Raw genomic sequence first — 20,543 nt, forward strand, 5'->3', positions numbered from 1 at the left:
GTTAGTCCTTCACTATTTTTTTTATCCCTTACTAAAAGCCTTATATTTGAATATGGAAATATTAGCAGTTATAATTTTTATTTTAGGCTACCTCGCAATTGCCTTAGAACATCCATTAAAATTAAATAAAACAGCCACTGCACTAGTAACAGGTGTTTTGGTTTGGGTAGTAATTGCTTTGTTAAAAGGGCAATCGGCAGTTGATGGTTTATCCCACCATTTAGCCTCCTCAGCAGAAATTTTATTTTTTCTTTTAGGGGCAATGACCATCGTAGAATTAGTTGATGCTCACCAAGGCTTCCGAGTAATTAGCAAATTAATTAAAACAGAAAATCCAGTTAAATTACTTTGGATAAGTGCAATTGCAACCTTTTTTCTATCAGCACTTTTAGACAATCTTACTACCTCAATTGTTATGATTACTCTGCTGAGAAAACTAATTTCGGAAAAGGAAACAAGGATGTATTATGCAGGTTTAGTCATCATTGCTGCAAATGCCGGCGGAGCTTGGTCTCCCATTGGAGATGTTACTACTACAATGTTATGGATAGGTGGGCAAATTTCTGCTATTGGCATAATGAAAGCTCTTATCCTTCCCTCAATTGTGTCACTAGTATTACCGCTACTTTTTTTAAGTTCTAAGGTCAAAAAAATGAAATTAGGAATATCTGCTACTGAGCAAACCTTAAGTTTAAGTGAAGAAAAAGATGGAAATATAATGCTTTGGGCAGGTTCTTTGAGCCTAATTGCAGTTCCTATTTTTAAAACAATTACACACTTACCTCCTTACATGGGCATTTTATTGGCATTGGGAATTGTTTGGATCATTTCTGAAATCCTTCATGCTGAAAAAGATGAGGAAGAAAAAAAACCTTTATCAGTTGCACATGCGCTTTCAAAAATTGACACCTCAAGCATTTTGTTTTTCTTGGGAATTTTATTGGCCATCGGAGCCTTAGAAAGTCAAGGATATTTAGAACAATTAGCTGTTTTCTTACAAAATACTGTGGGAAACCAAAATATTATTGTTATCCTGATTGGAATTGCATCTTCTATTGTTGACAATGTTCCTTTGGTTGCAGCTACCATGGGAATGTACTCAATAACAGATTTTCCAATAGACCATCAACTCTGGGAATTTATCGCGTTTTGTGCAGGCACTGGAGGTAGTTTGTTAATCATAGGCTCTGCAGCTGGAGTTGCAGTTATGGGAATGGAAAACATCTCCTTTGGATGGTATCTTAAAAAAATAACTCTAATTGGATTTTTAGGATATCTTGCAGGTGCTCTAACCTATTTAGCCTTAATTTAGATCCCAGGTTAATTGTACAGCATATAACTGGTTTCCAACAATTGGGTTCAATTGAAAAGCATGTTTGTTGTGAAATTTTGATTTATATTTATCCCAAATCATTGTGCCCAATTCTGCAGAAGCTATGCCGATGCCGGCACCTACCAAAACATCTGAAACCCAATGTGCATTGTTGGCAACTCTAAGGGCACCAGTAGTTGTTGCCAATCCATATCCAAGCACTGCCAACCAGGGTTGAGAATCTTTCACCTCCTTTGCAAGCAGGTGTGCACCAAAAAAGGCAGTAGTGGTATGCCCAGAAGGAAATGAATGTTCTCCGCCATCTGGTCGCTTGATCTCCAAAGTTCTTTTTAGACCTTGTGTTATTCCCACATATAAAACAGTTCCAATGGCAAATCGGGCTAATTTATCCTGCCTATTTTTTTTATCACTTGAAGCCAAACTCAATCCTACATTTATCAAGATAGGTGTATATTGCAAAAAATCATCTGCATTTGTGTGGAAGTTTTGTAAATTATTGTCATGAAAACTTACTTGATTTTGTTTAAATTGGTCTGAACTTGCAACAATTCCTAAACCGACCAAAGTACTTGGAATCACCCACCAATTTTTGTTTTTCAAACTGGATTGGGCAGAATTTTGAAATTGAATCCCCAACAAAATCAATAAAATAAGTACTTTTTTCATCTTTTTATTCATTCAATAATTTTTGAATCGTTTTTTCGAATTCATGTATCCAATCCTGATAATATTGGCCCGTTCCTGGACCAGAGAAACCTGTATGTATTTCACGAACTATCCCTTTTTTATCGATAATAAAAGTAGTAGGATAGCCATTTAATTTATCAATTTCGGGCAGGACCTTCGCGATGGTTTCTTCATTAGGAAGACCGGCAAATAAAATTGGGTAATTGATCCCAACTTTTTTCCTAAAGTTATCAATTTTTGGCCCAGAAACTGCCATATCCGCTGAATATTCAAATGCTAAACCAATCATTTCTAATCCTTTGGATTTATTTTTATTATAAAAAGGAGATAAGTACCTTGACTCATCTAGGCAATTAGGACACCAAGAGCCCATTAGTTCAAGGACTACCACTTTATTTTTAAATTTTTCGTCCGACAATTTTACGATTTCTCCTGTAGTACTTGGCAAGGCGAAATTTAAGGTATTGAAACCTGATTTCAATTGTGTTAAGGTTTTTAAATCAGGCAAAGAAGCCTTGGGGTCTAAGAAACCTTTAATTTCCCGTTTGCCGGCAAGTCCGGAATAGAACATCCCCGAGAAGGTGTTTTTTTGAATTTTAGCCTTCATGAGCATCACAGCAGATCCATCGAAATAACTCATCAGCAAACTGTCTCCAATGATATTTCCTTGTAAAAATCTGTAATCTCCTGAGGTACGCAAAAATGTGCCTGTAACCTTATTACCCGATTGCTCAAAAACACCAACACCCAGACTTGGTTTGTTGGGGTCGTCGTAAAAATTAGTTTTCCATTTGCCTTGAGCGGAAATTGTTGAAACGTTATTTGCAAAAAACCTTTCTTCAGACCCAAATTTTGCTTCAACAGCTAATTTTCCCAAAACGTTTCCATTTCGTTTTTTTATCCAAAAGCCATTTAAAAGTTCTGAGGATTTTATTGAGAAGACTAATTCTGAATCATATAAATCAAAAGGAATCACTAAGGAATCATTTCTGAAAAATGCATCCCCTAAAGAAAACTTTTCAGCTCCATTCTGAATTTGTAGCGGAATTTTTCCGTTTACTTCGTTTTTTAAAATAAAATTAAAAGGTAATTGACCTCCAATACTGCGAATTTCACCTCTCCAAGGACCTGCTTTCAGAATTGCTTTTTGTCCAAAATTTGCAAAACTTATGCAACAAATAAGCCAAATTAAATTAATTTTCTTCACTGAATTTTCATTTAAAAGTGTAAAGATAATTTAAAAGAAAAGTCATTTAAAAAAATGTGACAAAAATGAAAAAAAATAAAGTAAAGCATCGGCAAATTTTGTAAATTTGATAGTAAATCATCCATTTTTTTTCTGTGAGTAATTACCATATTTCCATCATGCTGGACGAATGCCTAGAAGGGCTAAATATTCAACCGAATGGAGTCTATGTGGATGTCACGTTTGGAGGAGGTGGACATTCAAAAGCCATCTTATCTAAATTAGGTCCTGAAGGAAGATTAATAGCATTTGACCAAGACCCTGATGCTTGGCAAGAAGCAGAAAAAATAGATGATGAGCGTTTTTTATTAATCACTGCAAATTTCCGGTATTTAGAAAAATACCTGAGGGTGCATGGGATTAAAGAAGTTAATGGCATTTTGGCCGATTTCGGAGTCTCTTCCCATCAATTGGACGCAGCAGAAAGAGGTTTTTCTACTAGATTTTCAGGGCCATTAGACATGCGGATGGGTCCATCAGCATCTATGGATGCAGCAGAGGTTTTAAATAATTACACTGCAAAGGATTTACAAAAAATCTTTGGCATGTATGGAGAGATAAAAAATGCTAAAACTCTGGCTGAAGCGGTTGTTTTTCAAAGAAATGTTAAACCCTTAAAAACAACGGAAGATTTTAAACAAATCTTAAATAAATTAGCCCCTCGACATAGAGAATTTAAATATTTCGCACAAGCATTTCAAGCTGTACGAATAGAGGTTAATAAAGAGCTACAGGTTATTGAAGAATTCTTAGAGCAATGCCCTAGAGTATTAGCAAAAGATGGCAGACTGGTTATTTTATCCTTTCATTCTTTGGAAGATCGTTTGGTTAAAAACTTTATCAAAGCGGGCAATGTTGAAGGTAAGGAGGATAAAAATATATTTGGAGTTGTAAATAAGCCTTTGGAGTCGGTCACTCGAAAACCAATTGTTGCCTCTGACGAAGAAAACAAAGTGAATTCGCGCGCTAGAAGTGCTAAATTAAGAATTGCATATAAGAATTGATATGGCAAAAAATTTAAACAATTCAACAGGAGCAAAGGGGAATTCAAGACCTTCCTCTGGAGATATTTGGGACCTAATGTTCAATATTGACCATTTGACAAATGGTCAATTACCCAAACGTCTATTGGCAAAATTAGCATTCCTTACAGGTTTGATTACTATCTACATATATTATTCAACCCTTGCCGATGGAAATATACACCAAATTGCCAAAGTGACAGCAGAAGTGGAAGAGGTGCGAGCAGACTACACCACTCAAAAGGCTGAATACATGAAATCCAGCAAACAAAGTTTTTTGGCAGAAGAGGTAAAAAAATATGGCATGAACACCTCCTTAATTCCGCCTACAAAATTAGTAATTAACAAAGAAATCAAAGAACAATAAAATGGCCAATTTAGGATCAAAAGGGATAAAGGCTGAAATAAATAATCGATTTAGAGTATTTATTCTCTTAATAACTTTGTTTTTTTTCTTGCTAATGTTCTTCCTATTTAAAATTATTTTTATTCAAGGAGAAGAATATAGAAAAGAGGCTGCAAATACCTACATAAAGGAAAGAAGTATTGTGGCCACCCGTGGAAACATTTACTCATCTGATGGAAGCTTATTGGTTACCTCTTTACCCAAATACAAATTAGGCATTGACCCAACGGTTTACAATAGAGAACCAGGAAGTACTATTTATAACAAAAATATTGATGCATTAGCTGCAGCTTTGTCAGATTTCTACAAAGATAAAAGTCCGGAAGAATATAAAAACAAAATTGATCTGGCTAGAAAAAACAAGAAAAAGTATCTATTGATTAATAATCGATTATTGGATTTTCAAGAAAGAAAAAGAATTTTAAAATTTCCACTTTTTAGGGAAAGAAAAGGTGATGCGACGAAAACTGGGGTCGTTTTTGACAAGGTTAATGTGCGATACGCTCCTTTTGGACAAATGGCGTACCGAACCATTGGCTATTTAAAAGACAAAAAAGCTGTAGGTTTAGAAGCTGCATTCGATAAAGAATTACGTGGAATTGCAGGAGTAGGTTTATTTGAAAAGATGGACAAAAACACTTGGAGACCCATTGAAAACAATGAAGAAACGGTCCCTACTCCAGGCTATGATTTACATACTACAATAGATATCAACATTCAGGATATCGTTGAAACAGCATTGAAAAATGGTTTGACCAACTTTAAAGGCAACTATGCCGTTGGAATTGTCATGGAAACAGCCACAGGTGAAATTAAGGCCTTGTCGAATATGTCAAAAAGCACTTTATCAGCAAGTGGTTACATGGAAACACAAAATCATGCCATCGATACCAGAAACGACCCTGGTTCAGTTTTTAAATTACCCTCCATGATGGCAATGATGGAAGAAGATGGTTTGGAATTGAATGAAATGATTAATGTTGGAGGGGACAGATGTATGTTTTTTGGCAGGTGGATGTCTGACTCCCATGCCATGGGAACAGCTTCCGTGGAAAAAATCATTGAGAGTTCTTCGAATATCGGAACCATGAAATTGATGCAAAGGACTTTTGGAGGCAAAGGTGCTAAATATTATGATTACCTAAAAAAATTCCATTTAATTGATCCGATTGGATTTCAAATAAAATCTGCGAATGAAAAACCTGTATTTATTCACCCAAGTAAATGGCATGGAGGTTATATGCTTTGGGCAGCAGTAGGATATTCAACAAGTTATACTCCTCTATCCATCATTAGTTTCTACAATGCAATTGCAAATAAAGGATATTGGGTACAACCTTTAATTGTTAAATATGCTAAAAGAGGTGGAGAAATCATGATTGACTACACTAAAAGTCAACAAAGAGATTCTAGCCCACTCTGTTCAAGTAAAACTTTAGGTAAACTCCAAACCATGCTTGAGGGTGTGGTTACTCAAGGTACTGCCACCAATATAAAAGGCTCTGTGTATGGAATTGCTGGAAAATCTGGTACTGCTCAAAAAGTAGCTGCAGGTGGGGGTTATACGAATAAATATTATGTAACTTTTGTAGGTTATTTCCCAGCAAAAAATCCAAAATATACAGTTTTAGTAACCATGGATAGCCCAGAAGGTGGCACTAAAGAAACCAATTCTCGACAAGTAACGGCTCCTGTTTTCAAGGAAATTTCTGACAATATTTATGCACAAGACATGAAATTGCAGAAAAAATTAAGCGGCATTTTACCTGATTCTGTAAATAATAACAAACTAAGTCATACACTACATCCTGTTGATCAGGATATTTTATATTCAAGTTTAGGCTTACCTAAATTTGACTCGGATGGCAAGTGGGTAAAGTTTTCATTGGATAAAAAAATGGCAATCAATCAGGCTATTTCGAATCCTGCTAAAACAGTACCAGCAGTTATTGGAATGAATTTAAGAGATGCCATTTTTGCCTTAGAAAATAGAGGACTAAAAGTAAGAGCACATGGAAAAGGTGTTGTAATTTCTCAAACACTTGTGGCTGGTAGCCCTTACCAAAAAGGTGCACAAATTGATCTTCAACTGAACTAATATGAACTTTTTTTCATTATTTTCAAACAATTATCCGATTCAAACTTTAGGTGAAAATCAAGAAATTTCAACATTATGTTTTGATTCAAGACAAGCAAAGGAAGGCAGTGTTTTTTTTGCAATTCCGGGCACGCAGGTTGATGGGCACCAATTTATTCCACAAGTAATTGAATCAGGTTGTAAGGCCTTTGTCGTTGAAAGAATGCCTGATAACATCCCCGCCAATATTTCTATAATCCAGGTTAAAGATGCCAATGAGGCATTGGCTGAGGCAGCCAAATCCTTTTATGGAAATCCTTCCCAAAAAGTTAATTTGGTGGGAATAACTGGCACAAATGGGAAAACAACCACAGTAACTTTATTATATGATTTATTCACACAGCTGGGAAACCGTTGCGGCCTAATTTCAACCGTTCAAAATAAAATAAATGGGCAAATAATTCCTTCAACTCACACCACCCCTGATGCATTGCAATTAAATAAATTGTTAGCAGAGATGGTCCAAGCTGGCTGTACGCATATTTTCATGGAGGTAAGTTCTCATGCGGTGGTTCAGAAGAGAATACATGGACTAACCTTTAAAGTGGGGATTTTTTCCAATATTACTCGAGATCATTTAGACTTTCATCAAACATTTGACGAATACATTAAGGCAAAAAAAGGATTTTTTGACGCATTGGGCAAAGATTCATTTGCCTTAACGAATGTGGATGACAAGCGAGGAGAGGTAATGCTACAAAATACGAAGGCACAAAAAAAGACCTTCGGGATTTTAAATATTGCCGACTTCAAAGGGAAAGTTTTGGCAAATGAGATCACTGGACTTCAGTTGGATTTCGACAAAAAAACTTTTCATGCCCAATTGATTGGCAATTTTAATGCCTATAATTTATTATGCATTTATGCAACGGCGATTTTATTAGGTGAAAAACAAGAGGAAGTAATCTTACAATTATCTACCCTTCGAACTGCCCCAGGCCGATTTGAACAATTTGTTGGTAGGGATGGTAAAATGGCCATTGTAGATTATGCACACACACCAGATGCTTTAGAAAATGTTCTTAAAACCATTCAGGCAATTCGGAATAAAACGCAGAAAATAATAACAGTTGTAGGTTGTGGTGGTAATCGAGATAGCGGAAAAAGACCCATTATGGCAGAAATATCTGCTCAATTGAGTGATTATGTTGTTTTAACATCTGATAATCCTCGATTAGAGAATCCGGAGGTTATTTTGTCTCAAATGGAAGCTGGCATCCCTAAAGAAAAGAAATTGGCTTATAAAATCATTTCGGACAGACATTTAGCAATTGAAAAGGCAATAAGTGAAATTGCACAAGCCAATGACATTGTTTTAGTGGCGGGGAAAGGTCATGAGACTTACCAAGATATTCAAGGAGTAAAGCATCATTTTGATGACAAAGAAGAGGTAAACAAATGGCTTTAGGCTTAAATAAGGAATTTTAGGATTTTTTTTGCATTTTTGTTCTTTCAATTCAAAAACCCAAGGCTATGCTTTATTACCTATTTGAATATTTAGACAAACAATTAAATGTTCCGGGAGCGGGGGTTTTTCAATACATTACCTTTAGAGCATTTGCAGCAATTATCACATCATTGGGAATTGCGGCTATTTGGGGAAAAGCTGTCATATATCGCCTACAAAGATTACAGATTGGTGAAGAAATTCGTGATTTGGGCTTAGAAGGTCAAATGGCAAAAAAAGGAACGCCAACCATGGGGGGCTTTATTATTTTGCTTTCTTTGATAATCCCAACTATTTTATTTGCCAAAATAACCAATGTTTATATCGTTTTATTGCTTATTTCTGCAATTTGGCTCGGCGCAGTAGGATTTGCTGACGATTATATCAAGGTTTTCAAAAAGAACAAAGATGGACTTTCCGGAAAATTCAAAATAGTTGGACAAATTGGATTGGGTATCATTGTTGGCGGAACAATGTATTTTAATGATTATGTAAAAGTGCGCTTCTTCAATGCTGATCAAACTTTTCATGACTCGAAATCTTTGTTAACAACAGTCCCATTTTTAAAAGATAATCAATTCGATTATAACATGTTGCTTCCTGATTTCATTCCGGATCAATATGTTTGGATTGTATATATTTTAGTAGTAATATTTATAATTACGGCCGTTTCAAATGGTGCAAATATTACCGATGGCCTAGATGGATTAGCCGCTGGGACCTCAGTAATTATCGGTATTGCCTTGGCCATTTTGGCTTATGTTTCAGGAAACAAGGTTATTTCACAATACTTAAATGTAATGTTTATCCCCTACTCTGGCGAACTGGCCATATTTTGTGCGGCATTTGTAGGAGCTTGTATTGGATTTTTATGGTATAATACGTATCCGGCACAGGTTTTTATGGGAGATACAGGAAGTTTGATGTTGGGCGGAGTAATTGCCACCTTAGCAATTGTAATTAGAAAAGAAATGTTAATTCCTGTATTGTGTGGCATCTTTTTAGTAGAAAATTTATCCGTAATAATTCAGGTTGCTTATTTTAAATACACCAAGAAGAAATACGGAGAAGGTCGAAGAATATTTTTAATGTCCCCTCTCCATCACCATTTTCAAAAGAAAAATTACCACGAGGCAAAAATCGTAACTCGCTTTTTCATCGTTGGCATCATATTAGCAGTATTATCTTTAGTAACCCTTAAATTGCGTTAAGCAACCCTTATTTTGAGTACAATTCGTTTATTTCCAAGATCTAATTCATTTCAAGAAAATATACCCTTACCGGCTTCTAAATCAGAAAGTAATCGTGCATTAATTATCAATGCGTTAGCAGGCGGAGAGTTATCAGCTGTGAGTAATTTGGCAGAAGCCAGAGATACACAAACCATGATACGATTGCTAGCAGAAAATGGTTCAGAGGCGAATGTGTTAGATGCTGGAACAACCATGCGATTCTTAACTGCCTATTATGCAATTACTGGTCAGCAAAAATTAATGAATGGTACCCCAAGAATGTGTGAAAGGCCTATAGGGATTTTGGTGGAAGCATTGAAAGAATTAGGAGCACAAATAGATTATGTAAATAAAGAGGGGTATCCACCCTTGCAACTAAAGGGATTTACCTATTCTGGAAAGAATATTATTCGAATAAGAGGAGATGTAAGTTCTCAATTTATTTCAGCCATCTTGATGGTGGCTCCGCTATTACCAGAAGGTTTAACTTTACAAATAACTGGAAGTTTAGGTTCCAAGCCTTATATTGAGATGACTCTTGCCCAAATGAACCATTTTGGAATTTCCGCAGAAACTCGATGGGAAAAAGGTGAAATTTATATTCCAGCTCAAGCCTACCAAGCTACTTCTTTTGCAGTTGAATCTGATTGGTCAGGGGCTAGTTATTGGTATTCCTTGGTGGCATTATCGCCTGACCCAAGTAGTAGTCTGGAATTATTAGGTTTGAAAGAAAATTCACTCCAAGGAGATGCAGCCATAAAGGATATTATGTTGCCTTTAGGGGTTAAAAGTACCTTCACTGGCAAAGGTTATTTATTGACGAAGGTTGAACCGAAGAATGAATTAGCTTGGGATTTTACAGATTGTCCAGATCTTGCCCAAACTATATGTGTGGTGGCTGCTATTAAAAAAATTCCTTTGACTTTAACAGGTTTAGAGTCCTTGAAAGTAAAAGAAACTGATCGAGTTTTAGCCCTTCAAAACGAACTTTTGAAATTGAATGCAACTTTGGTAGAAGTAGAAAAAAACCACAAATACCAAGTAAACAGTACATTTGAAATTAGTCAACAAACCCCTGTAATTGACACCTACGACGACCACCGGATGGCTATGGCATTTGCGCCTGTTGGGGTTGTTCAAGAAATCATCATTAATGAGCCTGAGGTTGTCAATAAATCGTACCCAAGCTTTTGGAAACACATTCAGCTCATCTTAAAAACCGAATAAAACGATGAAAAAATCCCTTTTACTTTTGTCATTTTGCCTAATTGGCCTTTTCACATTTGCGCAAAAAACAATTATCCATTGTGGCAAATTGATAGATACTAAAAACTTAAAGGTTTTAGAAAAAATGACCATCGTGGTAGAAGGAAAAAAAATCGTAGGACTTGAAAACGGTTATAGAAAAGGAAATTCTTCTGATCAAATTATTGATTTAAAATCAAAAACTGTCATGCCGGGATTGATTGATATGCATGTCCACTTAGAAAGTGAATCAAATCCCAATGCATATTTAGATAGGTTTACTAAAAATCCGGGTGATGTGGCATATCAGGCTTTGGTGTTTGCCAAGAGAAACTTAATGGCTGGATTTACTACAGTGCGCGACTTGGGTGGTTCTCATGTGGTTATTTCCTTACGAAATGCCATAAATAGAGGATTGATAGATGGACCGAGAGTGTTTACAGCTGGAGTGGCATTAGGTTCTACGGGTGGCCATGCAGATGATTCAAATGGATTAAATGAAACCTTCAAAAAGGATTTAGGACCAGAAGACGGCGTAGTAAATGGAACAAGGGATGCGGCAAAAGCAGTTCGTCAGCGTTACAAAGAAGGGTCAGATTTAATTAAAATTACCTCAACTGGTGGTGTATTAAGTTATGCTAAAGATGGAATGGGTGCTCAATTCACAGAAGAAGAAATCAAGGCTATTGTTTCAACTGCCAAAGATTATGGATTCAAAGTTGCTGCACATGCTCATGGGGTTGAAGGAATGCAAAGAGCTATTCGAGGTGGAGTAAGTTCCATTGAACACGGGACATTCATGGATGAGCAAACCATGGACTTAATGAAAAAATACGGTACCTATTATGTACCTACAGTTATAGCAGGTCGTTCAACTGCTGATTCAGCTCAAAAACCTGGCTATTACCCAGAGATGGTCCGTAAAAAAGCCTTAGAAATTGGGCCTAAAATTCAGTCGACCTTTGGTAAAGCTTACAAAGCTGGTGTAAAAATTGCCTTTGGAACAGATGCTGGTGTTTTTGGTCATGGAAAAAATGCCTTAGAGTTTCAGTTGATGCAAGAGGCAGGAATGCCAGCATTAGAAACTATTCAAGCTGCTACTGTAAATGCTGCAGAACTTTTGGGCCAAAGCGAGGTTTTAGGCACAATTGAAACAGGAAAATTTGCAGATATTATTGCAGTTGATGAAAACCCGCAGGACAATATCAAAACAATGACTCAAGTCAAATTTGTAATGAAAGAAGGAAAAGTTTATAAAAACTAAGCCAATTCCTTTACACGTCTTTTCAACCATTCATAGGCCCCAAAAAATACAATGCCAAAAAACAATTGGCTAAAAAGGGTATTAGGGAAAAACGGTATAGCATTTACAAAACAAGAAATAAGTCCTTGGAAATTCTTGGTATAAACTACTTCTGAACTAAATGCCCAGACCCACAAGTTAGAAATTATAAAAAAGCCAATTGCCGTGAAGGAATTCAGGGAAAGGACATTTACAAAATTTGCTTTTTTTGAAGAAAACCATGCACCTATAACAGTTATTCCGTAGAAAATCAAGAATTGAGAAGAACTAAATCCCCATGAAAATTCTTTGTAATAATTTTGGTATAATAAATTATTCAACAAAAGATTGGAAATCCAAAGGGCCAAAAGACTATAAATTACAGACCATTTTTTATCCTTAAAATAATAACCTGCAAACAAAGCCATCGCTCCCATTGGGGAAAAATTTGCCCATTGCGGTCCTGCCATAATTGCAAAACGACTTAAAACTGCAATTAGTAAAAATGCCAGAAGTATAAGGGTTCTCATTGTCATAGAATTTCAATTTAAATTTCTGATTTTATTCGCTAAGACCTGAAATAATTTCCAAAGGTAAAACAAAAGACGTAATTTTGCCCATTCATTGGTAAGATATTATATGGCATTACCCAAAATCGGAATATTAGGAGGTGGACAATTAGGTCGAATGTTGCTACAAGCAGCCATCGATTTAGATTTTGAAATCGATTGTTTAGATCCAGATCCGACGGCTTCCTGTCATACACTGGCCAATAAATTCGTTGTTGGTTCTTTTAAAGATTTCGAAACCGTTTATCAGTTTGGCAAAGATAAAGATTTGGTTACCATCGAAATTGAGCATGTAAATATTGATGCACTTGAACAATTAGAAAAGGAAGGAGTAAACGTATTTCCCCAACCTCATTTACTCCGAATGATTCAAGACAAAAGGCTACAAAAGACCTTTTTCAAAGAAAATGGATTTCCAACGGCAGATTTTAGATTAACTGAAAATCAAGCTGAATTAATGAATCATACTGATTTTTTCCCAGCCTTTCACAAATTAGGCAAAGGGGGGTATGATGGTAAAGGAGTGCAACTAATTGCTCATACAGATGATATATCTAAAGGATTTGATGCACCAGGACTTTTAGAAAAGGCCATAGACTTTGAAAAAGAATTGGCAGTTATTGTTGCTCGAAATCCTAAAGGAGAAATAAAATCATTTCCAACCGTTGAAATGGTTTTTCATCCGATTCAAAACTTGGTAGAGTTTTTGGTTTCACCGGCCGAAATCAGCAGCAAAATTGAAGAAAAAGCGCAAAAAATTGCGATTGATTTAATTGCTAAAATGGAATTGGTGGGTGTTTTGGCGGTTGAGATGTTTCTAACGAAAGAAGGCGAGGTTTTAATAAATGAAATAGCACCAAGACCGCACAATTCGGGACATCAGACCATCCGAGGAAATGCAACCTCACAATATGAACAACATTTGAGAGCCATTGCCAATTTACCGTTGGGAGATACCAGCGCCGAATTGTTTTCAGGTATGGTTAACATTTTAGGTTCTGAGGGATTTGAAGGACCTGCAAAATATATAGGATTGGAAGAATGTTTAGCCATTGAGGGTGTTTATCCCTTTTTATATGGCAAAAAAATAACAAAACCTTTCCGTAAAATGGGACATGTAACTATTTTAGGACACAGCAGAGAAGACATTGTGAATAAAGCGAATGTGGTAAAAGAGAAATTGAAAGTGGAAAGTGGAAAGTGGAAAGTTGAAAATTAAATAAAAAAACATACAACAACACCCCAGAGGGGTGCCACATCTATAGCCCAGGGTTACAAACCCTGGGAATAGAAAAAAAACAAAACAATGATAGGAATAATAATGGGCAGTAGCTCAGATTTGCCAGTAATGCAAGACGCCATAGAGGTTTGCAAAGAATTTGGGGTAAGCTACGAAGTAGATATTGTTTCGGCACATCGTACACCTGTAAAAATGTTAAAATACGCGCAGGATGCCAAATCAAGAGGTATTCAAGTAATCATTGCAGGGGCTGGTGGAGCTGCACATTTACCGGGAATGGTGGCATCTGCAACAATATTACCTGTCATAGGAGTGCCAGTAAAAAGCTCAAATTCCATAGACGGCTGGGATTCTGTCCTATCCATTTTACAAATGCCCAATGGTGTTCCAGTGGCAACTGTTGCATTAAATGCATCCAAAAATGCTGGACTTTTAGCGATACAAATGTTAGCCATTGGCAATGAAGATTTGGCAAAAAAATACGAAAGCTACAAGGAATCATTGATTGAAAAAGTAGCAGAAATGAGTGAAAAAACTAAAAAAAGCATCTAATCAATGAAAAATCCATTTTCATTTATCAAAGATTCTGAAAATCAAAAATTACCATTCATAACCCTTTTGGTATTGATTGGGACAATCATTGCTTTACTTTTTATAGGTTATGAAAATTTCCTAGGTCCCAACAAACAGGCATTAGCAAAAGCAGAAAAAAATGTAGATGCAGACGAAACCCTTTTGGAAGATGCCACTACATTAAACACGACAACTGTTGAAAATACTACTGATGAAGATGCAGAAAATCAGGCAAAAAAAGATTCAACGGACTTAGCAGCACAGAAAAAAGAAGCAGAGCAGGAAGAAGTTCCAGAAGAGACAACTAATTTACCAGAAGGAAAAGATTATTCGTACACAGTTCAAAAAGGAGAAACCTTCCTAGGTATTGCCAACCGATTTGGCATCAGTTCTGACCAATTAAAAGCATTGAATCCAGACCTAAAACCAGAGGGAATTAAAATTGGTGTTACAAAAGTAAAAGTCAAGGTGAAAGCTATACACATAGTAGGCAAAGGAGATATTTTACGTGTAGTTGCTGAAAAATACAAGGTTTCCAAACAATCACTGATGTCGGTTAACCATAAAACAGAAGACATTACGGTTAGAGGGGAGGAATTAATTATCCCCCTTAAATAATGAGGTTTCGATTAATTCTATTTTTCCTCTTTTTAGTTTTTTATAGTAAGGCACAAGAAATCCCGAATCAAACTTGGCAAAATATACTCATTTGGGGACATTCAAAATCAAACCTTCCTTCCATTAATCCAAAAGAAATCCATTTAGGCTATATCGATAGCTTAGAAAATTGGCATTGGAATCATTTAGATAGTTCAACAACTATTAAAATAAATACTGACAATTATGCTATTTTTGTTAATAGGTTGATTAATTTATGCATTCCCATTCATCAATATTGGGATTTTTATTTAGACAGTACCCACACCCATTTTAAAGTCCTAAGTGATTCACTTTTGAAAATCTTTCCTAAAAAGCCCTACAAAATAAAGTACACATCTGAATATAGAACTCTACAAACCCAAGCAGCGCTGTTGAAAAAAGGAAAATCTAAACTCCCCCTCTCCTTACACAACTTTGGCTTTGCCCTAGATTTGGGGATTTACAGAGGGAAAAGATATTTAAGAAAAGGAGCCATTTATTCTCAATTGGGGCAACAAGCCAAATCAATTGGCCTATTTTGGGGTGGCGATTTCATTGGCTTTCCTGATGCTGGGCACATTCAATATTTTGAAAACACTTCGGATTTTTTAATAAAATTCCCTTTGACTGCCTTTGAGTATTTACCTTATCTAAATCATTTCAAAGAGACCTATCAATCGGGGGTAGAAAAAGGAACAGAAGCAAAATTACAAGACACCTATCAGTTGATTCAAACCCTTGAAAAAATTAACCCAGAACTAAAGAAAATCAGTGGTTTTGCAATTCCGATTCCACAAAATGAAAAACTGCTAGAATGGTTACAGGCAAAAAAGGAAACAAATCCTGTATTTCTTTACCATTCCAAAGAAAAATGGTTTTTGATTCGAAAAGGTGATTTAAACTATTTTTGGGAGATTCGATAATTTATCCTTGACTAAGTCTACGGTAAACCCCATCCTTGATTTCCATGAGCTCCAAATGCGTTCCTTTTTCAACAATTTCTCCCTGTTGCACTACCAAAATTTGATCTGCATTTTGAATAGTAGTTAAACGATGAGCAATCACCAAAACTGTTCTGTCTTGAATTAAATTAGTTAAGGCAGCCTGAACTAATTGCTCTGATTCATTATCTAGGGCACTAGTGGCTTCGTCCAAAATCAGAACTGAAGGATTATGTAAAATGGCACGAGCAATGGAAATTCGCTGTCTTTGACCACCCGACAATTTTCCCCCTCTATCTCCGATGACAGACTGGTATCCTTCTGGATTGGCCATAATGAAGTCATGCGCATTGGCAATTCGTGCAGCCTCCACTACTTGCTCAAGGCTTGCATTTAATCCAAAGGCAATATTATTAAAAATAGTATCATTAAATAATACAGATTCTTGTGTAACGATTCCCATAAAACCCCTCAATTGATCCAAAGGAAGATTTTTAATCGATTTGCCATCCAATAAAATTTCACCTGAACTAGGGTCATAGAAACGAGGCAAAAGATCAGCAATAGTAGATTTCCCGCCACCAGAAGGCCCTACTAAAGCGATGGTTTTACCTTTAGGAATTTCAAAAGAAACGTTATTCAATACCTTCCGTCCTGAAATATATTCAAAAGAAACATTTTTAAACTCAAAACCCTTTTGGATCTCTTTAACCTCCAGAACTGGTTCTTGAACCTTAATTTCAATTTCAGTATCCAAGATATGTAAAATTCGCTCCGCCGAAGCAACACCACGCTGAACCCCTGAAAATGCATCGGCAATAACTTTTGCAGGTCGCATCACTTGAGAGAATGTTGCAATAAAAGCAATAAAGGTCGATGCTTGAAGTCCCCCATCACCTTTGATCACCAAGGAACCTCCAAATAGCAATATACCTGTAATGACCGTTACACCAAGGGCCTCCGAAACCGGAGAAGTCAACTCTTGTCGATTTCTCATGGAGATAAAAGATGCCTTATATTTATCATTTCCACTCAAAAACTTTTCATCCATTTTGGGCTCTGCTCGAAAACCTTTTATGACGCGCATTGAACCAAATATTTCATCCAAAAGGCTAATTAATTCTCCCAAATATTTCTGCACATTTCCTGAACTTTTACGCAAATTTCTGGCAATTAAAGCGATAAAAGCCCCAGACAAGGGCAGAATTAGCATTGAGAATAAGGTCAATTGCCAAGACATGCTTGCCAGAAATATGAAAAACATGATTAACGAAAAAATCTCCTTAAACATGGCAGTAAAAGCACGACCTATTGAATTTTCCACCTCCTGCACATCGGTAGTGAGACGAGCCATCAAATCACCCTTTCTTTGCTCGCTAAAATAACCTAAATCCAAACGAACTGCTTTTTCAAATACTGCTTGTCGCAATGAGGCAATCGTATCAGCACCAACTGCAACCAAGGTCCTTTGAGAAAAATACTTGAAGAAATTTGCCAAAAAAACAGAAACCATAATTGCCATACAAGCATATTTCAAAGCTCCCATACGGCCATATTCCTCCAAACTTGAATAGAAATAATGATTGAACAGAAACGTGAAATAACTAGGACTAAAGTCGAAGGCAGGTAATGTTAAATATTTTTGATAATTGAGATTTGATGTTTGATTGAATAAAACATTCAACAAGGGGATCAACAAAGTGAAATTCAAGATTCCAAATAAACTACCTAAAAGAGAAAATCCAAAATAAGGCAAAATATATTTGCGGATAGATTGGGTGTACGTAATAAGTCGTAGGTATGTTTTCAAAAAATTATCAATTTACTTTTATAAATATATACTAAATTGCAGGGGGTAAGGGGTGATATCTCCCCTAAAAATAAAATTGAAAAAAATCAAATCAAAATATTGATAAAAATTAGTTCTTTCTAAAAAATTTCATTTCAAAATCTCATAATTTTTATATTCCCCCAATCTCCAACCCGTTTTATCTTCAATGAATTGTAGGACTTTTCTTCTAAAATTCATTTTTTCACTCACTTTTTTGGTATCAACAAACAAAGGCCAATTTTGCTCTTCAATTCGCTTCTGCATAACTTTTGGATGTTTCCCTTCAAACCGCAAAAGTCGATCCGCATTACTAAAATCAAATTCAAAAGATTCCGGCATATTTTCCTTCATCCACTGCTCATCTTTATAAAATTGATTGAAATTCCGAACCTTATTATGAATGCCCGAAGGAGGTTTTACCCATCCGTAGTGGTAAATAAATGCGGGAATAAGTTTAACATTTAACTTCCTATTATTTAATCTAAACCCTTGGGCGTCCCGATAAGAATGGACGCCAATGTGCGGTCGGACAATTCTTATTTCCCTTCGATACCACCTTCTAGAATGAGCTAAATAATCATAAGAGCCATAAAAATGTTTATAATGAAAAAGTAAACCTTCTACCTTAGAATCTGACAAATATTTTGCCATTTCCGACTGAATTACGGGCAAATCTTCCTCATGTACACATTCATCTCCCTGGATATAAAAGGCCCAATCCACATCTTTTGAAACTTGCATCAAAGCCTTATCGGTTTCCAATGCAAATGCCTCACCCCCAGCCCGTTTGGAATCATCCCAAACTGTTTGAATAATTTTTATTTTTGGAGAATTGATAGATTGTATAAGTCCCAAGGTATCATCTTCAGAATTTCCTACGGCCACTACAAATTCTTCACAAATGGGTAAAATAGATTGAATTGCCTCAACAATTGAATAATCATTCTTGATGGCATTTCTGATAAAAGTGAATCCTGCTACCTTCATTAATATTTCACCTTAATTCCGTGATAGTTCTCCTGCACTTCATAATCTTTTCTAAGTGGATGGCCTTTCCAATCTTCTGGCATCAAAATTCTTCTTAGATCAGGGTGTCCTTTGAAATGTATTCCCATCAGATCAAATGCTTCTCTTTCGTGCCAATCTGCTGTTTTATAAATAGCAGTTAAACTATCTATTTCTGGATTACCTTCACGAGAAAGAATTACTTTCAAATGCAATGTTTCATTGAAAGGAATAGAATATAAGGTATAAATTATATCAAATGTGTTTTTTTCTAGACCATTATCAACGGCAGTTATGCACGACAATTGATCAAAATAAGTTTCGGGCGATTTCCACAAAAAATCAACAATTTTGACTAAATCATCCGGATTACATTCCAATTGTCTATGATCCAACAAGACCGTTTCACAGCCCAAATGGTTTTGAATCAGGTTTTGGAAAAAGGAAAGTTCTTTCATGATTGATCGGCTAAGGCAGCTAATATTTTTTTAGGTGCTTGAATGGTCTCTTGCTGAATTTTTTCTTGTAATTTCAAAATCCCTCCAATCAATGCCTCTGGCCTTGGCGGACAACCGGGCACATATACATCCACAGGAATAATTCGATCCACACCTTTTACCACATGGTATCCATGTTCCCAATAAGGTCCACCACAATTAGAACAAGATCCCATTGAAATCACATACCTCGGTTCGGCCATTTGTTCGTACAAACGACGAATTCTATCTGCCATTTTAAAGGTAACCGTTCCTGCCACAATCATAACATCTGATTGTCGAGGTGAAGGCCTTGGAAAAACTCCCAATCGGTCTAAATCATAGCCTGAAGCAAAGGTTTGCATCATTTCAATGGCACAACATGCCAATCCAAATCCCATGGGCCATAAAGAGCTAGCCCGTGCCCAATTTAGCAAATCCTCCACCGTTGTTACAACGGGACCCTCAGAAGCAAATGATTGATCTAAAAAGCCCTTCATTAGCGTATTAAAGTTAATTCCCCAATTAATTCAGGATAATCCGGTTCAGGAATTATCGAATAAATATAAGTACCTGTTGGTAAATACATCGAACCAGATGAATTTATCCCTATAAATTTTTTGTTCACATATCCATCAGTAGATTCAAATACAATTTTTCCCCACCGATCAAATACTTTTACAATTGGTAAGGTTCTTGTGTATTTTTCCAAATTAATGATATCCCAAAAGGCATTTATATCATCTGCATTTCCCGTTATCGCATTTCTCGGATGCACCGCTGGTAACAATTTTATACTTATCTCCACCTGATCCACACTTGTTGCCCCACAACTTCCTTTCAAAATATGCTCTTCTATGGAATTTAATGATCCTAAAGACAAAACTAATTTATTTTGTGCCAGTGATGTAGCATCTAAATGATTCAACAATTCATACCCTATCGTCCACTTAATATTCGATTTAGCAGCTTCACTTTCAAATGAAATAGGTAAAGGAATACTTATTGGAGCAGGATTTTTGGTACCAAGGTTATCATCCACATTATCCTTTCCAATATAAACTAGCTTTGTTGGCAAGTTTTTAATTCCACATTGTGAAAAACCTTGTATTGCATTGAAAAATACTCCAATCAGGATTAAGAATAACCAAGAAACTTTTAATTTTTTACCTAAAATCATTTTTACTGCTCGCAGATTTTCATCCAATTGGTAAATATACCTAAATTCACAA

20 protein-coding genes are annotated in these 20,543 nt (G+C 36.0%); 12 read left to right on the forward strand and 8 right to left on the reverse strand.

Going from position 1 to position 20,543, the window contains the following annotated elements:
* The first annotated feature begins 52 nt into the window (after positions 1-52).
* Complete coding sequence (gene nhaD, locus EOJ36_RS08465; protein WP_127804309.1) at positions 53-1,312, forward strand: sodium:proton antiporter NhaD; 1,260 nt, start codon at positions 53-55, stop codon at positions 1,310-1,312.
* On the opposite strand, the gene EOJ36_RS08470 is transcribed toward nhaD, so the two are convergent.
* Both EOJ36_RS08470 and EOJ36_RS08475 read right to left on the reverse strand, forming a co-directional pair.
* Positions 1,304-1,999, reverse strand: a complete 696-nt coding sequence (locus EOJ36_RS08470; protein ID WP_164847874.1) for a phosphatase PAP2 family protein — start codon at positions 1,997-1,999, stop codon at positions 1,304-1,306. The genes nhaD and EOJ36_RS08470 overlap by 9 nt on opposite strands.
* Before the next feature lie 4 nt (positions 2,000-2,003).
* A complete protein-coding gene (locus EOJ36_RS08475) occupies positions 2,004-3,227 on the reverse strand; it encodes a peroxiredoxin family protein (RefSeq protein ID WP_127804313.1) in 1,224 nt (407 codons plus the stop codon).
* A 134-nt stretch (positions 3,228-3,361) separates the two neighbouring features.
* On the opposite strand from EOJ36_RS08475, the gene rsmH reads away from it, so the two are divergent.
* From rsmH to EOJ36_RS08510, 7 genes are all read left to right on the forward strand, one after another.
* Entirely contained in the window at positions 3,362-4,270 is a 909-nt protein-coding gene (rsmH, locus tag EOJ36_RS08480; protein WP_127804315.1) for a 16S rRNA (cytosine(1402)-N(4))-methyltransferase RsmH, read from the forward strand.
* 1 nt (position 4,271) lies between these two features.
* The gene (locus tag EOJ36_RS08485) at positions 4,272-4,655 is read left to right on the forward strand and encodes an FtsL-like putative cell division protein (protein ID WP_127804317.1); all 384 of its coding nucleotides are present in this window, start codon (positions 4,272-4,274) and stop codon (positions 4,653-4,655) included.
* A 94-nt stretch (positions 4,656-4,749) separates the two neighbouring features.
* A complete protein-coding gene (locus tag EOJ36_RS08490) occupies positions 4,750-6,792 on the forward strand; it encodes a penicillin-binding protein (RefSeq protein WP_164847875.1) in 2,043 nt (680 codons plus the stop codon).
* 1 nt (position 6,793) lies between these two features.
* Positions 6,794-8,239: a UDP-N-acetylmuramoyl-L-alanyl-D-glutamate--2,6-diaminopimelate ligase gene (locus tag EOJ36_RS08495; RefSeq protein ID WP_127804321.1), complete on the forward strand. Its 1,446-nt coding sequence runs from the start codon at positions 6,794-6,796 to the stop codon at positions 8,237-8,239.
* A 65-nt stretch (positions 8,240-8,304) separates the two neighbouring features.
* On the forward strand, positions 8,305-9,489 hold the full coding sequence (gene mraY, locus EOJ36_RS08500) for a phospho-N-acetylmuramoyl-pentapeptide-transferase (RefSeq protein ID WP_127804323.1): 1,185 nt from the start codon (positions 8,305-8,307) through the stop codon (positions 9,487-9,489).
* Between the two features lie 12 nt (positions 9,490-9,501).
* Positions 9,502-10,737, forward strand: coding sequence for a 3-phosphoshikimate 1-carboxyvinyltransferase (locus EOJ36_RS08505; RefSeq protein WP_127804325.1), 1,236 nt, complete (start codon positions 9,502-9,504; stop codon positions 10,735-10,737).
* Positions 10,738-10,741: 4 nt separating this feature from the next.
* Positions 10,742-12,019 carry a metal-dependent hydrolase family protein gene (locus EOJ36_RS08510; protein WP_127804327.1) on the forward strand — a complete coding sequence of 426 codons (1,278 nt, stop codon included), beginning with the start codon at positions 10,742-10,744 and terminating at the stop codon, positions 12,017-12,019.
* Here the strand turns inward: EOJ36_RS08510 and EOJ36_RS08515 are convergent.
* Positions 12,016-12,567: a DUF6580 family putative transport protein gene (locus tag EOJ36_RS08515; RefSeq protein WP_127804329.1), complete on the reverse strand. Its 552-nt coding sequence runs from the start codon at positions 12,565-12,567 to the stop codon at positions 12,016-12,018. The genes EOJ36_RS08510 and EOJ36_RS08515 overlap by 4 nt on opposite strands.
* A 109-nt stretch (positions 12,568-12,676) precedes the next feature.
* Here EOJ36_RS08515 and EOJ36_RS08520 point away from each other — a divergent pair, with 109 nt between their 5' ends.
* From EOJ36_RS08520 to EOJ36_RS08535, 4 genes are all read left to right on the forward strand, one after another.
* Positions 12,677-13,825 (forward strand): 5-(carboxyamino)imidazole ribonucleotide synthase, encoded by a 1,149-nt coding sequence (locus tag EOJ36_RS08520; protein ID WP_127804331.1) that lies wholly within the window; start codon positions 12,677-12,679, stop codon positions 13,823-13,825.
* An 87-nt stretch (positions 13,826-13,912) separates the two neighbouring features.
* Complete coding sequence (purE, locus tag EOJ36_RS08525) at positions 13,913-14,398, forward strand: 5-(carboxyamino)imidazole ribonucleotide mutase (protein ID WP_127804333.1); 486 nt, start codon at positions 13,913-13,915, stop codon at positions 14,396-14,398.
* 3 nt (positions 14,399-14,401) lie between these two features.
* Positions 14,402-15,037, forward strand: a complete 636-nt coding sequence (locus tag EOJ36_RS08530) for a LysM peptidoglycan-binding domain-containing protein (RefSeq protein ID WP_127804335.1) — start codon at positions 14,402-14,404, stop codon at positions 15,035-15,037.
* Positions 15,037-15,981, forward strand: a complete 945-nt coding sequence (locus EOJ36_RS08535; protein ID WP_127804337.1) for a M15 family metallopeptidase — start codon at positions 15,037-15,039, stop codon at positions 15,979-15,981. Before EOJ36_RS08530 ends, EOJ36_RS08535 begins: the two co-directional genes overlap by 1 nt.
* Before the next feature lies 1 nt (position 15,982).
* On the opposite strand, the gene EOJ36_RS08540 is transcribed toward EOJ36_RS08535, so the two are convergent.
* The 5 genes from EOJ36_RS08540 to EOJ36_RS08560 all read right to left on the reverse strand — a co-directional run bounded on the left by EOJ36_RS08540 (position 15,983) and on the right by EOJ36_RS08560 (position 20,491).
* Positions 15,983-17,809 carry an ABC transporter ATP-binding protein gene (locus EOJ36_RS08540; RefSeq protein WP_127804339.1) on the reverse strand — a complete coding sequence of 609 codons (1,827 nt, stop codon included), beginning with the start codon at positions 17,807-17,809 and terminating at the stop codon, positions 15,983-15,985.
* Positions 17,810-17,938: 129 nt separating this feature from the next.
* The gene (locus EOJ36_RS08545; protein ID WP_127804340.1) at positions 17,939-18,817 is read right to left on the reverse strand and encodes a glycosyltransferase family protein; all 879 of its coding nucleotides are present in this window, start codon (positions 18,815-18,817) and stop codon (positions 17,939-17,941) included.
* Entirely contained in the window at positions 18,817-19,293 is a 477-nt protein-coding gene (locus tag EOJ36_RS08550) for an NADH-quinone oxidoreductase subunit C (RefSeq protein WP_127804342.1), read from the reverse strand. The genes EOJ36_RS08545 and EOJ36_RS08550 overlap by 1 nt, the downstream gene beginning before the upstream one ends.
* A complete protein-coding gene (locus tag EOJ36_RS08555; protein ID WP_127804344.1) occupies positions 19,290-19,811 on the reverse strand; it encodes an NADH-quinone oxidoreductase subunit B in 522 nt (173 codons plus the stop codon). The genes EOJ36_RS08550 and EOJ36_RS08555 overlap by 4 nt, the downstream gene beginning before the upstream one ends.
* Positions 19,811-20,491 (reverse strand): T9SS type B sorting domain-containing protein, encoded by a 681-nt coding sequence (locus EOJ36_RS08560; protein ID WP_127804346.1) that lies wholly within the window; start codon positions 20,489-20,491, stop codon positions 19,811-19,813. The genes EOJ36_RS08555 and EOJ36_RS08560 overlap by 1 nt, the downstream gene beginning before the upstream one ends.
* Between the last annotated feature and the right edge of the window lie 52 nt (positions 20,492-20,543).

Source organism: Sandaracinomonas limnophila (assembly GCF_004005965.1).
In the GTDB taxonomy this organism is placed as follows: Bacteria; Bacteroidota; Bacteroidia; order Cytophagales; family Spirosomataceae; genus Sandaracinomonas; species Sandaracinomonas limnophila.

Coding starts and splice junctions, on each gene's coding strand:
- EOJ36_RS08555 (WP_127804344.1), bottom strand. CDS start 19,811: ATGAAGGGCTTTTTAGATCAATCATTTGCTTCTGAGGGTCCCGTTGTA.
- nhaD (WP_127804309.1), top strand. CDS start 53: ATGGAAATATTAGCAGTTATAATTTTTATTTTAGGCTACCTCGCAATT.
- EOJ36_RS08515 (WP_127804329.1), bottom strand. CDS start 12,567: ATGAGAACCCTTATACTTCTGGCATTTTTACTAATTGCAGTTTTAAGT.
- EOJ36_RS08560 (WP_127804346.1), bottom strand. CDS start 20,491: ATGATTTTAGGTAAAAAATTAAAAGTTTCTTGGTTATTCTTAATCCTG.
- EOJ36_RS08535 (WP_127804337.1), top strand. CDS start 15,037: ATGAGGTTTCGATTAATTCTATTTTTCCTCTTTTTAGTTTTTTATAGT.
- EOJ36_RS08495 (WP_127804321.1), top strand. CDS start 6,794: ATGAACTTTTTTTCATTATTTTCAAACAATTATCCGATTCAAACTTTA.
- EOJ36_RS08470 (WP_164847874.1), bottom strand. CDS start 1,999: ATGAAAAAAGTACTTATTTTATTGATTTTGTTGGGGATTCAATTTCAA.
- purE (WP_127804333.1), top strand. CDS start 13,913: ATGATAGGAATAATAATGGGCAGTAGCTCAGATTTGCCAGTAATGCAA.
- EOJ36_RS08490 (WP_164847875.1), top strand. CDS start 4,750: ATGTTCTTCCTATTTAAAATTATTTTTATTCAAGGAGAAGAATATAGA.
- EOJ36_RS08550 (WP_127804342.1), bottom strand. CDS start 19,293: ATGAAAGAACTTTCCTTTTTCCAAAACCTGATTCAAAACCATTTGGGC.
- EOJ36_RS08520 (WP_127804331.1), top strand. CDS start 12,677: ATGGCATTACCCAAAATCGGAATATTAGGAGGTGGACAATTAGGTCGA.
- EOJ36_RS08510 (WP_127804327.1), top strand. CDS start 10,742: ATGAAAAAATCCCTTTTACTTTTGTCATTTTGCCTAATTGGCCTTTTC.
- EOJ36_RS08530 (WP_127804335.1), top strand. CDS start 14,402: ATGAAAAATCCATTTTCATTTATCAAAGATTCTGAAAATCAAAAATTA.
- mraY (WP_127804323.1), top strand. CDS start 8,305: ATGCTTTATTACCTATTTGAATATTTAGACAAACAATTAAATGTTCCG.
- EOJ36_RS08545 (WP_127804340.1), bottom strand. CDS start 18,817: ATGAAGGTAGCAGGATTCACTTTTATCAGAAATGCCATCAAGAATGAT.
- EOJ36_RS08485 (WP_127804317.1), top strand. CDS start 4,272: ATGGCAAAAAATTTAAACAATTCAACAGGAGCAAAGGGGAATTCAAGA.